Source organism: Salinibacter grassmerensis (assembly GCF_947077765.1).
Classification (GTDB): Bacteria; Bacteroidota; Rhodothermia; order Rhodothermales; family Salinibacteraceae; genus Salinibacter; species Salinibacter grassmerensis.
Genome location: NZ_CAMTTF010000001.1, coordinates 653,724 through 669,551 on the forward strand (window position 1 = coordinate 653,724; position 15,828 = coordinate 669,551).

The 15,828-nt window shown below is 66.6% G+C and carries 9 protein-coding genes; 6 read left to right on the top strand and 3 right to left on the bottom strand.

Annotated features, from left to right (window positions below; translation table 11 throughout):
* Nucleotides 1-54 precede the first annotated feature (54 nt).
* The 4 genes from murC to ftsZ all read left to right on the top strand — a co-directional run bounded on the left by murC (nt 55) and on the right by ftsZ (nt 5,305).
* Nucleotides 55-1,476 (top strand): UDP-N-acetylmuramate--L-alanine ligase, encoded by a 1,422-nt coding sequence (gene murC / locus OJB03_RS02455; RefSeq protein ID WP_263784918.1) that lies wholly within the window; start codon nt 55-57, stop codon nt 1,474-1,476.
* 122 nt (nt 1,477-1,598) lie between these two features.
* Complete coding sequence (locus OJB03_RS02460; protein WP_263784920.1) at nt 1,599-2,378, top strand: cell division protein FtsQ/DivIB; 780 nt, start codon at nt 1,599-1,601, stop codon at nt 2,376-2,378.
* Between the two features lie 129 nt (nt 2,379-2,507).
* Complete coding sequence (gene ftsA / locus OJB03_RS02465) at nt 2,508-3,767, top strand: cell division protein FtsA (RefSeq protein ID WP_263784921.1); 1,260 nt, start codon at nt 2,508-2,510, stop codon at nt 3,765-3,767.
* Between the two features lie 215 nt (nt 3,768-3,982).
* On the top strand, nt 3,983-5,305 hold the full coding sequence (gene ftsZ, locus OJB03_RS02470) for a cell division protein FtsZ (protein WP_263784922.1): 1,323 nt from the start codon (nt 3,983-3,985) through the stop codon (nt 5,303-5,305).
* A 473-nt stretch (nt 5,306-5,778) separates the two neighbouring features.
* Here the strand turns inward: ftsZ and OJB03_RS02475 are convergent, their stop codons facing one another.
* Nucleotides 5,779-7,467 (bottom strand): S8 family peptidase, encoded by a 1,689-nt coding sequence (locus OJB03_RS02475; protein ID WP_263784923.1) that lies wholly within the window; start codon nt 7,465-7,467, stop codon nt 5,779-5,781.
* Between the two features lie 39 nt (nt 7,468-7,506).
* Entirely contained in the window at nt 7,507-8,079 is a 573-nt protein-coding gene (locus tag OJB03_RS02480; RefSeq protein ID WP_263784925.1) for a hypothetical protein, read from the bottom strand.
* A gap of 241 nt (nt 8,080-8,320) precedes the next feature.
* Between OJB03_RS02480 and OJB03_RS02485 the strand changes: the two genes are divergently transcribed.
* Both OJB03_RS02485 and OJB03_RS02490 read left to right on the top strand, forming a co-directional pair.
* Nucleotides 8,321-9,490 carry a glycosyltransferase gene (locus OJB03_RS02485; protein WP_263784926.1) on the top strand — a complete coding sequence of 390 codons (1,170 nt, stop codon included), beginning with the start codon at nt 8,321-8,323 and terminating at the stop codon, nt 9,488-9,490.
* Nucleotides 9,474-14,573, top strand: a complete 5,100-nt coding sequence (locus OJB03_RS02490; RefSeq protein ID WP_263784928.1) for a C25 family cysteine peptidase — start codon at nt 9,474-9,476, stop codon at nt 14,571-14,573. The genes OJB03_RS02485 and OJB03_RS02490 overlap by 17 nt, the downstream gene beginning before the upstream one ends.
* On the opposite strand, the gene OJB03_RS02495 is transcribed toward OJB03_RS02490, so the two are convergent.
* A complete protein-coding gene (locus OJB03_RS02495) occupies nt 14,557-15,720 on the bottom strand; it encodes a glycosyltransferase (protein WP_263784930.1) in 1,164 nt (387 codons plus the stop codon). The two genes, OJB03_RS02490 and OJB03_RS02495, sit on opposite strands and share 17 nt — an antisense overlap.
* Between the last annotated feature and the right edge of the window lie 108 nt (nt 15,721-15,828).

Consider the following 15,828-nt stretch of genomic DNA (forward strand, 5'->3'; position numbering starts at 1 on the left):
GCACCTGCCCGGGCCCCACGGAGCCGACGATCCGACCGAACCCAAATTGACGCGATGGCTGAACTCCGAACACAACCGGCTTTGGGCCGCATCCGCCAGGTCCACATGGTGGGCATTGGCGGCATCGGCATGAGCTCCATCGCCGAGGTGCTCCTCAACCGCGGCTACGACGTGACGGGCTCGGACCTGGAGCGCAGCGACGTGACCGAGCGCCTGGAGGCGGAGGGGGCGACCATCCACGAGGGCCACGCCGCCGAACAGGTGGGCAAGGCCGACGTGGTGGTCTACTCCAGTGCCGTCGACCCCAACGAGAACCCGGAGACCCGCGAGGCCGAACGCCGCCGCATCTCGCTCATTCCGCGCGCCGAGATGCTGGGCGAACTGATCCGGATGAAGTTTGGCGTCGGCGTGGCCGGCACCCATGGCAAGACCACCACGACCTCGATGGCGGGGCTCGTCGTGGCCGAGGGCGGCTTTGATCCGACCGTGATCGTGGGGGGGAAGGTGACGGCCTTCGGCTCCAACGCCATCACGGGGGAGGGCGATGTCCTCGTGATTGAGGCCGACGAGTACGACCGCACGTTCCTGCGCCTCACGCCGTCGCTGGCCGTTATCACGAGCATCGAGGAGGACCACCTCGACGTGTACGAGGACCTGGACGACATCAAAGCGGCCTTCACCCAGTACGCCAACAGCGTGCCGTTCTTCGGGGCGGCCATCCTCTGCCTCGACGACCCAAACGTGCAGGCCATTGTCGGCGAGGTGGAGCGCCGCGTCGTGACCTACGGCACGACACGCCAGGCCGAGGTGCGGGCCGAGAACATCCGGCGCGAGGGCATGACGACCCGGTTCGACGTGGTGGTGCGCGGAGAGCGCCTCGGTACCCTTGAGCTCCACGTGCCGGGCATGCACAACGTGCGCAACGCGCTCGCCGCCGTGGCGGTGGGGCAGGAGCTCGAGATTTCATTCGAAAGGGTGCGCGACGGGCTCAGCACCTTCACTGGGGTCCGCCGCCGGTTTGAGAAGAAGGGGGAGGTCGGCGGCATCACGGTGCTCGACGACTATGCTCACCACCCGACCGAAATCGAGGCGACCCTGGACGCGGCCCATCAGGGCTTTCCCGACCGCCGTGTCGTCGCGGTCTTTCAGCCGCACATGTACTCCCGCACCCAGAACTTTATGGATGAGTTCGCCCGCTCCTTCTTCAATGCCGACATGCTCGTCCTGACCGACGTGTACGGGGCGCGCGAAGAGCCGATTGAGGGGGTGACCGGCGGGCGCCTGGCCGAGCGGGCCGAGCAGTTCGGGCACCGGGCTGTGCACTACGTGCCGGACGAGACCAACCTCCCAGACCGGTTGCAAGAGCTCGCGGAGCCGGGGGACGTGGTCCTGATGCTGGGGGCGGGTGACATTTGGCGCGAAAGCGAGGCCTTCGTGGACCTGCTCGGAAACAGCACTGAGAATGTGACCAACTGAACGCGACGAACGACGGGACGGGCATCCCGCGAAACTGCTGTTCGGGCCGCGAGCACGACTCGCGGTTCGCACACTGCGATTGTCTCGACCCACTCAACAGGTACGACCGTCTTTCCACACGGATGGCTCACGACAAGGCTTCTACATTTGGACGCCACGCCCGCCGCGCTGCGGGGATTGGGCTCCTCGTGGCGGGCGTCGTGGCCCTAGGCCTGCTAGGCTGGCAGTGGCGGGCGAACGTGACGGTGGACCGCGTGGCGGTGACCGGAACGCGGCACGCCCCGCCCGACACGCTGCGCCGCCTGGCCCGCGTGGACCGCGGCGCGGCAATGACGGCCGTGGAGCCGACGCTCGTGGCCGATCGGGTGGCCCGCCATCCGTGGGTGAAGGGGGCGACCGTGGAGCCCAAGTGGATGCGCGGCGTCCTGGCGCTTGCGGTGACCGAGCGCACGCCCGCGGCACTCGCGGTGGACGCGCAGGGCCGGCCGGCCTACTACCTCGACCGGAACGGCCACGCGATGCCGCTGCCCGACAGCACCGGGTACGACGTGCCGCTCGTGCGGGGCCTCGAGGCGGAGGCCCCCTGGACGCGGCCCGACACCGCAGAGAGTCCCTCGTCGCTGCGCCGGGTGCTCAGGGCCCTCCCCGAGGCGGGGGTGGCCGATCTCGTGGCCGAAATCGAGATACAGGCCGGCGACACCATCCGACTTACGACGACCCCGATCGGCCCGCATGACGCCCTGCCGGTGCACCTCGGGAGCGGCGACGTGCCCCAAAAGCTGCGTACGCTCCGCGCCTTTGCACGGCAGGTACTCACATCGTCCCCCGATGAGCCGATCGAACACATTGACCTTCGCTTCGACGGACAAGTGGTAACCCGAACGCAACCGCTCGACGGATAATGCATGCGAGCCATTCCCCATAGTGCGCTGTGCTCTGCTCAGTGATGAGCGATGCGTGCGTCGTGAGACGGCCCGCGCGATCACGCGTCACGAATCACGATCCAGCCTGACATTGACCCCCAAGTTGCCATGAATGAAAACATCGTCGTAGGAGTCGACATCGGCACGACCAAGGTCTGTGCCGTCGTCGCCGGCAAGGACGACCTCGACCGCGTGAACATTCTTGGGGTGGGCATGGCCCCCTCCGACGGCCTCAACCGCGGGGTGGTCGTCAACATCGACCGCACCGTGGCGGCCGTTCGGGAGGCGGTGGAGGAGGCCGAGCGGGCCGCCGGCGTGGAGGTGCAGAGCGTGGTCGTGGGCATCGCGGGCGATCATGTGCAGAGCTTCCAGACGCGAGGGGTGGTGACGATCAACGCCAACGAGATTACACAGAACGACGTGCAGCGCCTCCTGGAGGACACGACGCACGTCGCCCTGCCCGCCGACCGCGAGATCCTGCACGTCATCCCGCAGGAGTTCATCGTGGACGGGCAGGACGGCGTGGCCGACCCGGTGGGCATGAGCGGGGTGCGCCTGGAGGCGGACGTGCACATCATCACGGGGCTCGTCTCCGCCGCTAAGAACATCTACCGCTGCATCGAGAAGGCCGGCTTTCGGGTGTCCGACCTGGTGCTCGAGCCGCTCGCCTCTTCGTTCAGCGTGTTGCACGAGGACGAGAAGGAGGTGGGGGTCGCCCTGATCGATATCGGGGGCGGGACGACCGACATTGCCGTCTTCGAGGACCACACGATCCGCCACACGGCCGTCATCGCGGTGGCCGGCGACAAGGTGACCGACGACATCCGAAAAGGCCTCGGCGTAATGCGGGACCAGGCCGAGCAGCTGAAGCGACAGTTCGGCGTGGCCCTCGCTGGGGAGGCGGACTCGGACGAGAAAATCGAGATTCCCGGCATCGGCGGGCGGGACGAGAAGACGATTGGGCGCGACGCCCTCGCCCAGATCATCCAGCCACGCCTGGAAGAGATTCTGGAGATCGCGGCGATGGAAATCAAGCGCAGCGGCTACGGGCGGCACCTGGGCGTCGGCGCCGTGCTGACCGGGGGCGGGGCGCTGGTCCCCTACACCGATGAACTGGCCGCCGAGGTGCTCGGCATGGAGGCCCGTGTGGGGCGCCCCATGGGCCTGAGCGGCGGGCTCGTGGAGGAAGTGAGCGACCCGAAATTTTCGACTGGGGTGGGCCTCGTCCTCTACGGCATGCGCCCTGAGATTATCGGCGGCACCACGCTCTCCGAGGAGGTGCGTTCCCATCAGAACGGGCAGGCCGGTGGGGAAACGCTCATGGCCCGCATCGCCAACCGCATGAAAGCCTGGTTCGACGAATTGTAAATCGACGACGACGGGCACGGTGCAGGACGGAGCGGTCCCTCGTTCCGCCAACCCTCACGCACACCGCTCGCCCTCCACATTCAGACCTTCACTCCCCAATTAGCTAGCACAAGACCACTTCGACAGGCCGGCACGCACGCGCTTGGAGCCGCTCACTTCAGGCCCGCCGGGCTGTACTCTCATACTCTCAAAACCACAGACCCACTGGAGGGACCATGGACCAAGACTTTAGCTCAAAATTTTCGTTCGACGACGCCGCGAATGAGGAAGCCAAGATCTGCGTCGTCGGGGTCGGCGGCGGAGGCGGCAACGCCATCAACAACATGGTGCAGAAAGGCATCCACGGCAGCGTCGAGTTTATCGCCGTCAACACCGACTCCCAGGCGCTCAACGAGAATCGCGCGCCCCAGAAAATCCAGGCGGGCGAGGACTTGACCAGCGGCCTTGGGGCCGGGGCGCGGCCGAGCGTCGGCGCCGAGGCCATCGAAGAAAGCAGTGAAGAAGTCCGGCAGGCCCTCGAAGGCTACGACATGGCCTTCATCACGGCCGGAATGGGGGGCGGCACCGGCACCGGCGGCGCGCCCGTGGTGGCGGCCATCGCCCGCAGCCTCGACATCCTGACCGTCGCCATCGTCACCAAGCCCTTCGACTGCGAGGGATCGCGGCGCATGAACACGGCGCTCGAGGGGATCGAGCTGCTGCGCGAGAACGTCGACACGCTCATTGTCATCCCCAACGAGCGACTGCTCGACATTGCCGACCCGGACACGAGCCTCATCGAGGCGTTCGAAAAGGCCGATGAGGTGCTCTACAACGCCACCCGCGGCATCAGCGACCTGATTACGGTCCACGGCCTGATCAACCTTGACTTTGCCGACGTGCAGACGACGATGAAGGACGGCGGCACGGCCCTGATGGGCTCGGCCACGGCCACCGGCGAGAACCGCTCGGAGAAGGCCGCCGTGCAGGCCATCAGCAGTCCGCTGCTCGACGGCCTCTCCATCGCCGGTGCCACCAACGTGCTCGTCAACATCACCAGCGGCCCGTCGCTCGGCATTCGCGAGGCCACACAGGCCACGAGCGTCATTCAAAAGGAGGCCGGCGAGGACGTGGAGGTCATCTTCGGGACCGTCATCGAGGAGGACATCGAGGACAAGCTCCGCGTGACCGTCATCGCCACGGGCTTCGACCGCGACGAAGAGCCGGAGGACGACGGCGACGACGGGCGGCGCACGGTACCGCTCGAGGATCAGGGTGAGGACGACGACCCGGCGGACTACAAGGGCGAAACCAATCTCCGCCAGCTCGACACGCCGGCCTATGAGCGCCGCAACGCGCCCCTTCGTTCAGAGCCGTCGGAGGACGAGCCGAGCGAGGAGACGGACGGAGAGGGGGAAGAGGACAACCCCAACATTCGCCGATTGGAGGCTGACGACCTGAACGAGCGGACGGATCGCGACGAGCGCTCCCGCTCCGACGACGAGGAACCCGACGACGACACCGACACGCCCGCGTTCCTCCGCAAGATGATGGACTGAGACACTGGACTACGTAGCATTGAGACTACGTAGCGTTGACGTGTGTGCGTTGAGTGTCGATCTGGGACAGACCGCTGCAAACCACGATGCGATCCCCCATGCTTTTTTCGAACGCCGACACTCGACCGCATAAAAAAGTGGGCCCTCCAGCCCCACCACAGGTCGTTCGGTGCCACGGCGGGGCACTGCCCTCATTCTGGGCAGGCCCGGTCCTGTCGGGTCTCAGCCCGCCGTCCACCCGGACACCTGATCGCAGCGTTTGAGCAGCGCTGCGGTGCTGTGGTTGTGCACGAGAGGCCCCGAGAATTCCCCGGTGGCTTCTGTGTTGCACGCGAGAGCCACGCCCGGCCCTGCGCCGGCGCGTGGCTTTTCGTGTTTGATGGGGGCGATGGGCGGTCAAGGAGAAGCCCGAGCCCATCTTGCGGAGCGCCCGCTCGCGAGAGAGCGCTTGCCCCAAACGAGTCGGCGTGCCCCTACTGCGCGGCGACCCTGTCGGCGGCCCGCCGGAGGGCCGCACGGGCGTTCACGATGGCGCCGGTGTCGGAGAGCGTGCCGAACGGCACGGTCTCGCCGTCGCCGGGACGAGCGACCGGTCGGTCCCGGTAGGACGTTGCCGTCTCGAGGATGATGTTTCGGACATCCGTGGCGGGCAGGGACGGGTAGTGGGCCATGATCAGGGCGGCGAGGCCGCTCACCATAGGGGCCGCCATGCTCGTTCCGTCGTTGCGGTCGTACGCGTCGCCGGGGACGGTGGAGTAGATGGAGTGCCCGGGCGCAAAGACGTCCACGCGCTCGGCGCCATAGTTGCTGAACGAGGCGGCCAGCTTCTCACCTCCTTTCCAGGAGGAGGCACCGACTTCGATCCACCGTTGCGCCTGGCCGCCGCCTGCGTAGTAGGGTGACGGGAAGTTGTCGGTCGAGTCGACGTTGGCCCCATCGTTTCCGGCGGCGTGGACCATCAGGACGCCCATCGAGTCGGCGTACTGTACGGCGGCATCGACCACGTCTTTGTGCGGCGAGTACGACTTGCCGAAGCTCATGTTGATCACGTCGGCCCCGTTGTCGACCGCGTAGCGAATCGCGTTGGCGACGTCCTTGTCGCGCTCGTCTCCGTTCGGCACCGCACGGACGGACATGAGGCGGACGCCCCGGGCGACGCCGTCGACGCCGATTGAATTGTCGCGGGTGGCCCCAATGATGCCCGCTACGTGCGTGCCGTGTCCGGGGTCGGGGCCCTCCGCGTCCCCGTTTCCGTACCGCCGTTCGGTCTTGTTCGCGTAGTCGTCGCCCACGATGGACCGCGGGTTAAAATCGGGGTTGTAGTTGTACTCGACCTGACGCTCCAGCTGGTTTTTGTACTCCTTGAGGTCGGAGGGGGAGAGGTCTTGGTCGTAGAAGTATTGGAGGGTCTGCTGAGCCCGGCGCACGTCCTGGCGGGGACTCGCTACCGACCGGACGGCCGACTGGGTGAGGCTGTCGGTGTCGAGGTGGGACTTCAACACGTCCACGGACGCCTGCACGGCCTTCTGGGCCTTCCCAACGCTCGCGAGCCGCTTGCGGGCCTCGCGCCGCTTCTTCTGAAACGCGCGCTTGATTTCCTGATACCGCCGGTACGAGTCCCGAGCGTCGGGGCCGATGCTCGCCGAGTCGACCCCGGCGAAGCGCTCCTGAAGATTCACGTAGATCCGGGTCAGCTCGTACGTGTCCTGCTCCACGTTCTTGCCGTTGGGCCCCCCAATGAAGTTCCACCCGTGCACGTCGTCGACGTAGCCGTTGCCGTCGTCGTCGACGCCGTTGCCGGGAGTCTCGTCGGCGTTGGTCCACGTCGTGGCCGCGAGGTCTTCATGGTCAATGTCGAGGCCGGAGTCGATGACGGCGACCTGGACGGTATCCTGCGGCGCTCGGCCCTGGAGCACCTCCTGGTAGGCCGCCCGGGTGTCAAGGCCGGGGCCGCTTCGTGGGACGCGATCGAGGTGGTACCAGTCCCGCGGGGCGCGAGAGGGAGCCGGTGGGGCGGTTGCCTTAGTGGCCGTATCCGGGTCCGCCGAGCTCGATACCGCGGTGGTGTCGGACGCCGGCGACGTGCTGGAGGGGCGGGTTCCGGCGCAACCAGCCAGCAGGAGGGCCAGAACGAGTGTTGAAAGGGTCGTTGCGGGCTTCATGGAGGGGAAGGTCCTGAAGAAATGAAGGGCAAGGGAGGACTACGCGACAATTGGGCCCTGGAGGTCGCGCTTCAGTTCGGGCGGGAGCCCAAGGTGCTCGTCGCGGAAGCCGCCCAGGTCGTCGAGCGTTTCGCTGGAGAGACGCTGCACGAGGGCGTCGATCGCGGGGCCGCCCATCAAGAGGGGGAGGTGGGTAAGCAGCAGCTCGTCCCCCTGACAGTGCGCGATGACCTGATACTCCTCGAGCTCCTCCCGGGGCGTGCCGTGCACCACACACTGGCGCGTCCAGTCGGCCGGGTCCTGTGAGTCGGTGTCAAGGAGCCGCCCAGTGCGAGCGGCCAGGTCCACGTGCTCGGACAGGTACGCCTGGCACCGGCGCTTCGAGGGGTCGGAAAAGGACTGCCGCATTTCGGTGTGGCAGTCCATGCAGATGGCGTACTCGAAGACGGTCTCCTGCACGTCGTAGGCCTCGTACTGGCGATAGCCCTTTTCGATCAGGTACTCGGTGGGCCCTTCCAGCAGGGGCGCATCGCAGGCGAGGCACGTGGCGATCGGGGCCTCGGTCTCGGTGGAGTAAAGAGACTCGGGAATGGGAATCCGTTCGGGAAGCACAGTCGAGGCCCGGTGCATGGGGGAGCGTACGAGGACACCGCCTCTCTCCAAGGCAGTGCCCCTTGTAAATGCGAGTGCTTGGGAAGGTTCAGTTTTGCCCTTCACGCCGCTCCGAATTGCGCCCAGTGCATCTCGTTGGAAAGGGCTAAACGCCAGGGCCTCTATCCGAACACCGACCAGGCCGCGGTGTATCTTCATCGTGTGATCATTGTTCAGGTCCAAAATAAACCGTTCCACTTTCGTGCACGTCCTCGTGGTTCCGTCTTGGTATCCCACCACGGAGGCGCCGCTGGACGGAATTTACTTTGCGGAGCAGGCCCGCTGCCTGCAGGCACACGGGATGGACGTAGGGGTGGTGTATCCGGAGCACCAGAGCCTGCGTCGACTCGCGGCCACGACCTTCGGGCACAAGCACTTCCAGACGGAATGGACGACGGACCACGGCATCCCAACGCTCCGCCGGTACGGATGGAACGTATGGTGGCAGGTTCCCCCTGGTCTGCGGTGCCGAATCGGCAGTGCCGTGCGCCTCGCGCGCAAGTACGTGGACCGACGCGGCGTTCCCGATGTAGTTCACGCCCACAGCGCCCGCTGGGCCGGCGCGGCCGCGGCCCGGGTGAGCGATGCGTTCGGGGTGCCGTACGTGCTAACTGAGCACTTTAGCGGCTTCCAGCGCGGGAGCATTCTGCCGTGGCGCCGGCCGCTCGTGGACCGGGGACTCCGTCAGGCGAGCGGCCTGGCGGCCGTCAGTGCGGGCCTCAAAGATGCACTCACGGGTCGAGAAGGCGTTGTGCCCCAGGACGTGGCGGTCCATCCGAATCCAGTCCGGGCTTCGTTCTTCACGCGGCCCCCCAAGGGGCGTCCGTCAGAGTCGCCGTTCCGGTTCGTGACGGTCGCCGGGCTGAACTCGCGAAAGAACATCGGTGGGCTGATCGATGCCTTCACGCAGGCCTTTGAGGCTTCGAACGGAGCGTCGCTTACCATCTTGGGCGACGGCCCGCGGCGGGCGGCGCTGGAGGCGCGAGCGCGCAGGCTTGGCGTTGAGGACCAGGTCGCTTTTCGGGGACAACAAGGCCGGTCGGGCGTGCGCGAGGCGCTTTGGGGCGCCCACGCCTTCGTGCTGCCGAGCCGGCACGAGACGTTCGGCGTGGCGCTCGTGGAGGCGATGGCGACGGGACTTCCGGTCGTCGCGACCCGGTGCGGGGGGCCCGCCGACATTGTGACGGAGAAGACGGGCCTTCTCGTGCCCCCCGACGCTCCGGTCGCCCTGGCGGAGGCCCTCTGCACAATTCGGAACCGGTGGGGCGCGTACGACGCTGAGTGCATCCGGGCACACGCGGTGACCCGCTACGGACCGGCCCCCTTCGTTCGGCGCACGCAATCATTCTACCGTCGTGCCCGTGCTGCCTGATCGGGGCGACCTCGCTCTTTTTTCTGCTCTCGTCATGGTCGACCTCCGTGGTTTCGTGTGGTGGGTGGGGTGGGGCCTCCTGTTTCTGGTGCCCGTGGCGGCCACCGGGCAGACGAGCGACGGCTTTGATTCTGAGTGGTACGACCCGGAAGCGCCCCATCTCCAAATTAGCGTCACCACCGACGGGGTGTACCGCGTGTCGGCCAGTGCACTGACGGAGGCGCTGCCGGACGGGACGAGGCTGGCCGACATCTCCCCGAAAACCATCCGGCTCCTTGAGAACGGCGAGGAGATTCCGATCCAGATTGAGGGAGCGGCGGACGGGACGATCGACCCGTCGGACACAATCACGTTCGTGGGGCGCCGCAACCGGGGGGCGGATGAGCTCTGGGCCTACGACGGAGAGGCCTCGGCACAGAGCAGCACCCACCGTAGCCTCTACAGCGACACGACCCACTACTGGATGACGTGGGGCGGGAGCGACGGGCGCCGGTACGCGCAGGCGGCACCGGGCGCGTCTGCCGTAACGCAGGCCCTTCGCGACACGGCGCGCATCGAGCGGGACGAGACGTATTACTTCGGGCGCCCGAGCAGCACCGGCAATCCCCTCTACACCGAGTCGGAAGGGTACTACTGGCGCCAGTTTCGGCACAACGACACGTCGCCCCGGTCGGCCACCTACACGCTCCCGGTGGGGCGGCGTGCGGACACGGACGCGTCGCTTGACCTGCGGGTGCGGGTCGACGCCGCCTCCAGTTCGTGCCACCGTGTGGAGGTAGAGGGACGGCTCCGGCAGCCGGGCGGGTCGCGCGCCTTTGAGTCGCTCAAGACCGCGGAGTGGAAGAACCTCGCCCGGCGAACGATCGAGGCGTCCGTCGCGCAGGACCGCGTCCCCGACGGGGGACTAGAGCTGCGCCTGACCTCCTACAACGACGGGTTTTCGGGCGATCTAAACTGTCCCCCTCCGTCCGACACCCCCAACTATGTGCTGTTCGACTGGGCGGAGGCGGCCTACACGCGTGTCCTCACGGCCCAGGGCGACGAGCAGCGCTTCGTGGTTCCGACACCCGACGCCCGAACTGTTGCCCTGACGGGACATACGGGCGACTCGGTGCGCGTGTACAGCCCCGTCGACGCCCGTCGGTACGAGGTGCCCATCGAGGAAGATACCACGTTTGTGAGAGCGAACCCGTTGGCGGCGCCGGCGCCACACTGGGCCGTGGGGGCGGACGGGTACAGGACGCCCGCCGCTATCCAGACGGACGCGTCCAGCAATTGGTCAACCCCCGACGCCCACGCGGCCGACTACCTCCTGCTTACCACCGAGGCCCTTCGTCCCGCCGCCGAGCAGCTGGCCGACTACCGCCGGGCGCACGACGGCTATGAGGTGGAGGTGGCCCTCGTCCAGAACGTCTTCGATGAGTTCGACTATGGGCGTCCCACCCCCATCGCCATCCGGCGCTTCGTGCGGTCTACGCAGGCGTGGGCCACCGCTCCTGAGTTTCTCGCCATCTTTGCCGACGCGCAGTATCCCATCCGCGACGGCTCGGTCGACACGCTTTATCCGAAGTGGAGCGTGCCGTCGTTCGGCTACGCCCCCTCCGACGGCTGGTTTGCCATGCAGGGCGACGGCCCCGACGACTGGTCGGAGCTTCTCGCCGTGGGGCGCATCCCGGTTCGGTCCGTGGCGCAGGGCGAGCTCTTCGTCGACAAGATCCAGACTTACGAGGCGGCGCCCCTGGAGCGGTGGCAGAAGCGCATGCTCCTCCTTGCGGGGGGCACCGACGAGGGGGAGCAGGAGGACCTACAGGATTGGTCGAACTGGTGGGGGGAAATCGCGGCGGGCACGGCGGCGGATACTCGCGGGTACACGGGCCCTGTGCATACGGGGGCGGACACCCTTCAGTACTACAAGCGCGCGAACGATCCCCTCGACGCCAGTTTCCAGGACTCCCTGGCCGTCGACTTGGAGCGGGGCGCCGGGTGGCTCAACTACTTTGGCCACTCCGCCGCCCAGACCTGGGAGATCGTGACGGACCCGCCCGCGGAGTTTGACAACGCCGGGCGACTGCCGGTCGTCGTGTCCCTCGGCTGTCGCACCGGCTCGTTTGCCGGGGGGCGCTTTGAGGAGAAGAGCGCGCCGTCGCTGGGGGAGCAGCTCGTCGTAGGGTCCGTGCGGCCCGACGGCACCCCGCGCGACGGGGGGCTCAACGGCGGCATCGCCCACTTTGGGGAATCGGCCCTCGGCAACCTCGTCCCCTCGGCCCGGCTCAACGACGCCCTCGTGCGGCGCGTCTTCGTCGACACGATGCGCGTGCTCGGTGAGGCCATCCGGTCGGCCAAGGCGGAGATCGACGCCGATTTTGGCAGCAGCGACTTCTACGTGAAGCACCTCCTGCAGTACGGGTTGATCGGAGACCCGGCTACGAACCTGGCCCTGCCCGCCAAGCCCGACCTGCACGTGTCGCCGGACCTCATCGCGACGGAGCCCACGGCCCCGGTGCCCTCCGACGAGCTCACCACCACGGTTCGGGTGCAGAATCGCGGCCTCATTCCCGCCGACAGTGTTGGCACCCGCCTAACCTGGGAGCAACCGGACGGGGGCACGACCCGCCGCACGCGCCGCCTCGACCGGTTTGCGCTCGAGCGGACGCTCTCGTTCTCGGACTCCCTAGACGAGCGCGCCATCGGCACCAATACGTTCCGCGTCACGGCCGATCCGTCGAACGAGTATAAGGAGGCGAACGAGACGAACAACACGGCTGAGCGGAGCCAGGTGGTGTTCGACGCGGGCGTCTCGCTCCTCGCCCCGAGAGACTACGGGACGGTGGAGGCTGAGCAGCCGTCACTGGAGTTTATCGTGTCCGGCCCGGCGATCGACCGGGGGGCGGTCGTCCTCCAGCTCGACACGGTGCCCGACTTCTCGTCGTCGGCCCGGCGGGAAGTGCGGCGTGCGGTGGACGGGCTGCGCGGTACGTGGAGGCCGTCCGGCCTGTCCGCCGACGAAACCTACTACTGGCGCGCCCGACTGGCCGACACTGACGCGGAGGCGTGGCGCACGTCTCGATTTACCGTGGAACCCGAGGAGAGCAACAGCTCCTGGCTCCAGCGAGAGCGGTTCTTCGCGGCGAACACAAACACCCGGCTTCAACGCACAGATCGATCGTGGAAATTTGAGGAGTACGCCCGAAATGTGCTGGTCTTCTCCGAACGAGGACAGGGCTCCAGGACAGATGGATTCATCGTGGACGGGACCTCTGACTACGAGTATCTGAAGTTCGGATTCGGAGTGCTTGTCGTAGACGGTCTCACGGGAGAGGTACAGGGGAACGAGTCGTTCCCGACTTATGATCTTCCGACGCAGTGGGAGAACTATCTAAAAGAGAGAGGAGAATTTATCGGCGATCAGCAAGAGGCGATCGATGCGCTCTCGACCTTCCTCGACCAAGTACCCGAACGAGGGGACTACATATTCGTCCGCACCCGACACCTTGCTCGGCAGAGCAACGCATCGATTCCGCAAGAGGTAAAGTCCCTCTTCCAAAACTTGGGGTCGTCGGCCATCGACACACTCACGTACAACCACGTCTGGGCATTGAAGACCCGGAAGGGAGAATCGGGCGAAACCGTCGAACGGGTCTCTCCACCCTCGGAGGCGGGTGAGGTGAATGAGGTTACGATCGAATCAGAACCGGACTTCCCACATGCTTCTGGGGTCACTCTCTCCCCCCGGATCGGTCCCGCCAGCGAATGGGGAATGGTTCAGTGGGACGGGGCAGTCTCAGACGCGGCGGACGCACTTGAGATCGACGTGCTCGCCGCGGATTCGACCGTTCTCATCGACAATCTCACCGGGCCGTCGGGGGGGCAGTCCCTCGGGGCGATTGACGCGGCGGCGCACCCCTACCTGTACCTCCGCGCCACGCTGTCGGACACGACGGCCCGGACTGCCCCACAGCTCGACCGATGGGGGGTGTCGTACACGGGTGTTCCCGAACTCGTGCTAGACCCATCCGGCCCGGCCACACTGCCCGATACGGTTCGGCAGGGCGAGCGCGCCACGGCCGCCCTTCCCATCGTCAACCTCGGGCCCGTGGAAAGCCGTCCCGTCCGCGTCCGTGCGTCCCTAGAGGACGCCTCGAATGCAGCTACGACCGTGCTCACCGATACCCTTCCGGCCCTCCCTCCAAACGGGGGCCGAGACACGAGCACCCTCGCCGTGTCGAGCGCAGAATTCCCAGGCGACAATGTGCTCCGGGCCGAGGCCGCGACGGACGGGCCGCCGGAGCGCCTGCCGAGCAACAACACCGTGGTCCGAAACCTCTACGTGCAAGCGGACGAGGAGGGGCCGTCCCTCCGCGTACTTGCCAACGGACGGAAACTCCCGCCGACCTCCGGCGACGTGACCAGGCTTCAGGCCCCCGAGTTGCCGTTTGTCTCTACGGAGCCGACGCTTGAGGTTCTCGTGCGCGACGATAATCCCTACCTTGCCCTCGACGACACGAGCTACGTCGACGTATATCTGAAGGGTGGGCTTCCCAGTCGCGGGCCAGGCTTGGAGAGCGACTTCCGCCGAATTTCCTTTGCCGAAGACGCCCTGACGTTCGTGCCGCCGGACTCCGGCACGACCGACCCGCTCCGGCTCCAGTTCTCTCCCAAACTGTCCCCGCGGGACTCGACGTATACTCTGAAGGTAGAGGCCCAGGACACACGCGGCAATGCCGTGGAGCCCTACCAGGGCAGTTTCCGCGTGCAGCAGGAGCAGGTGATTCGGGACGTGTACCCCTACCCGAACCCGATGAACACCCACACAACGTTTGCTTTCCGGGTGGAGGGAGGACGGAATGAGGCACTTCGTGATTTTTCTCTACGCATTTACACTCTGTCCGGCCGCCTCGTGCGCCAACTGGAGGACCGCCACCTCGACAGTCCCCTGCGCGTTGGGTGGAATACGCTGCGCTGGAACGGGCGGGACGAGGACGGAGATCGGGTGGCAACCGGCGTGTACCTCTATCGGGTCAACATCGAAGGATCCGAGACGACCTTCCGGGGCGACGTCGAAAAAATCAGCGTGATCCGGTGACCGAGACAGTGGCGGCGCCCAGCATCCGGCGATAGAGGGTGACGAGGCGCTCGCCCATTTCGGCCCAGCGATACTGCGACGCGGCGGCCCGGGCATTCTCGGCACACCGCCGATACTGGTCTGGGGCGGTCTGCCATGTGTCGAGCACGTCGAGCACCGCTCCCGCATCGCCCGGTGGCACTACGGCCCCGCACTCGTGCCGCTCCACGAAGCGTCGCCACAGGGGAATGTCCGAGCAGATGAGAGGCAGGCCATGGTGGAGGTACTCGTAGAACTTCGTAGGGATCGAGCCCACGTGGTTGGGGTGTCGGTGGAAGAGAGCGAGTCCTACGTCGGCCCAGCGGCGATGCGAAGGCATGGTCGAGGGGGGCATGTAGGCGTCCCAGCCGATGCGCTCGACGACCTCGTGGAGCCCCGCGTCTCGAAGTCGGGCCTCCGCCTGGGCGCGCTGTTTTGGGTAGCGACAGATGCCGGCGAGTCGGATCGTCCCCGCGCGGTTCTCACATTTGATTGACGTGGCCAGATCGATCATCGCATGAAGGCCGCGACTGGACGAGAGGGTGCCGGTGTAGAGCAGTCGCGTCGGGGGTGTTCGGATCGCCGGGGCCTCGTCCGGGCGCTCGTCCCCGATTGGACGGAAATAGTTTGCGATGTAGGTGTGGGGCACCGCGTGGCCGTCCAGGATCGACCGATAGCTCGCCTCCGCGATCAGCACGTGGTCGAGCCACCGGAACGCCCAGCGCTCCAGCGCTCGGAGCGCCCGCCCCAACACGGCGCCCTTCGCCCGGTAGTTCTCGTGCATATCGTAGACAATTCGGGCCCCGGTCGTCTTCTTCAGGAGCAAAGCGAGAGGCAAAAGCTCCGGGTCGTGAATCTGATACAAGGCAGCGTCCAGTTCCCGAGCTTCTCGAAAGAGTTGCGGCTGGAGGGCAACCCGGGACCAGCGGGTGTCCGGTTGGGGGAGGGCATGAATCGAGACGCCCTGCACCTCCTCGTCGCATCCGTGCGGGGCGATAAGGTGCGTGTCGAAGCCGGCGTCGTGGAGCGAAGCGAGCTGCTTGTAGAAGATGCGCGGGTCGAACGGCTGGTGCACCGTCGTCATGTGCACGATCCGGGCTCGGACGTTGCGCTCGTGCTCTCGTCCCATCGTGAGGCCAAGAACTGTTGCGGATCGAGAAGAGAGGGACGTGCCGGAAACGGGAACGTTGAACCTGGAGCCTACCGGGCGGTTCGTGGCAGCAGATCCTCCGTACTT

Coding starts and splice junctions, on each gene's coding strand:
- OJB03_RS02475 (WP_263784923.1), bottom strand. CDS start 7,467: ATGAAGCCCGCAACGACCCTTTCAACACTCGTTCTGGCCCTCCTGCTG.
- murC (WP_263784918.1), top strand. CDS start 55: ATGGCTGAACTCCGAACACAACCGGCTTTGGGCCGCATCCGCCAGGTC.
- OJB03_RS02460 (WP_263784920.1), top strand. CDS start 1,599: ATGGCTCACGACAAGGCTTCTACATTTGGACGCCACGCCCGCCGCGCT.
- ftsZ (WP_263784922.1), top strand. CDS start 3,983: ATGGACCAAGACTTTAGCTCAAAATTTTCGTTCGACGACGCCGCGAAT.
- ftsA (WP_263784921.1), top strand. CDS start 2,508: ATGAATGAAAACATCGTCGTAGGAGTCGACATCGGCACGACCAAGGTC.
- OJB03_RS02495 (WP_263784930.1), bottom strand. CDS start 15,720: ATGGGACGAGAGCACGAGCGCAACGTCCGAGCCCGGATCGTGCACATG.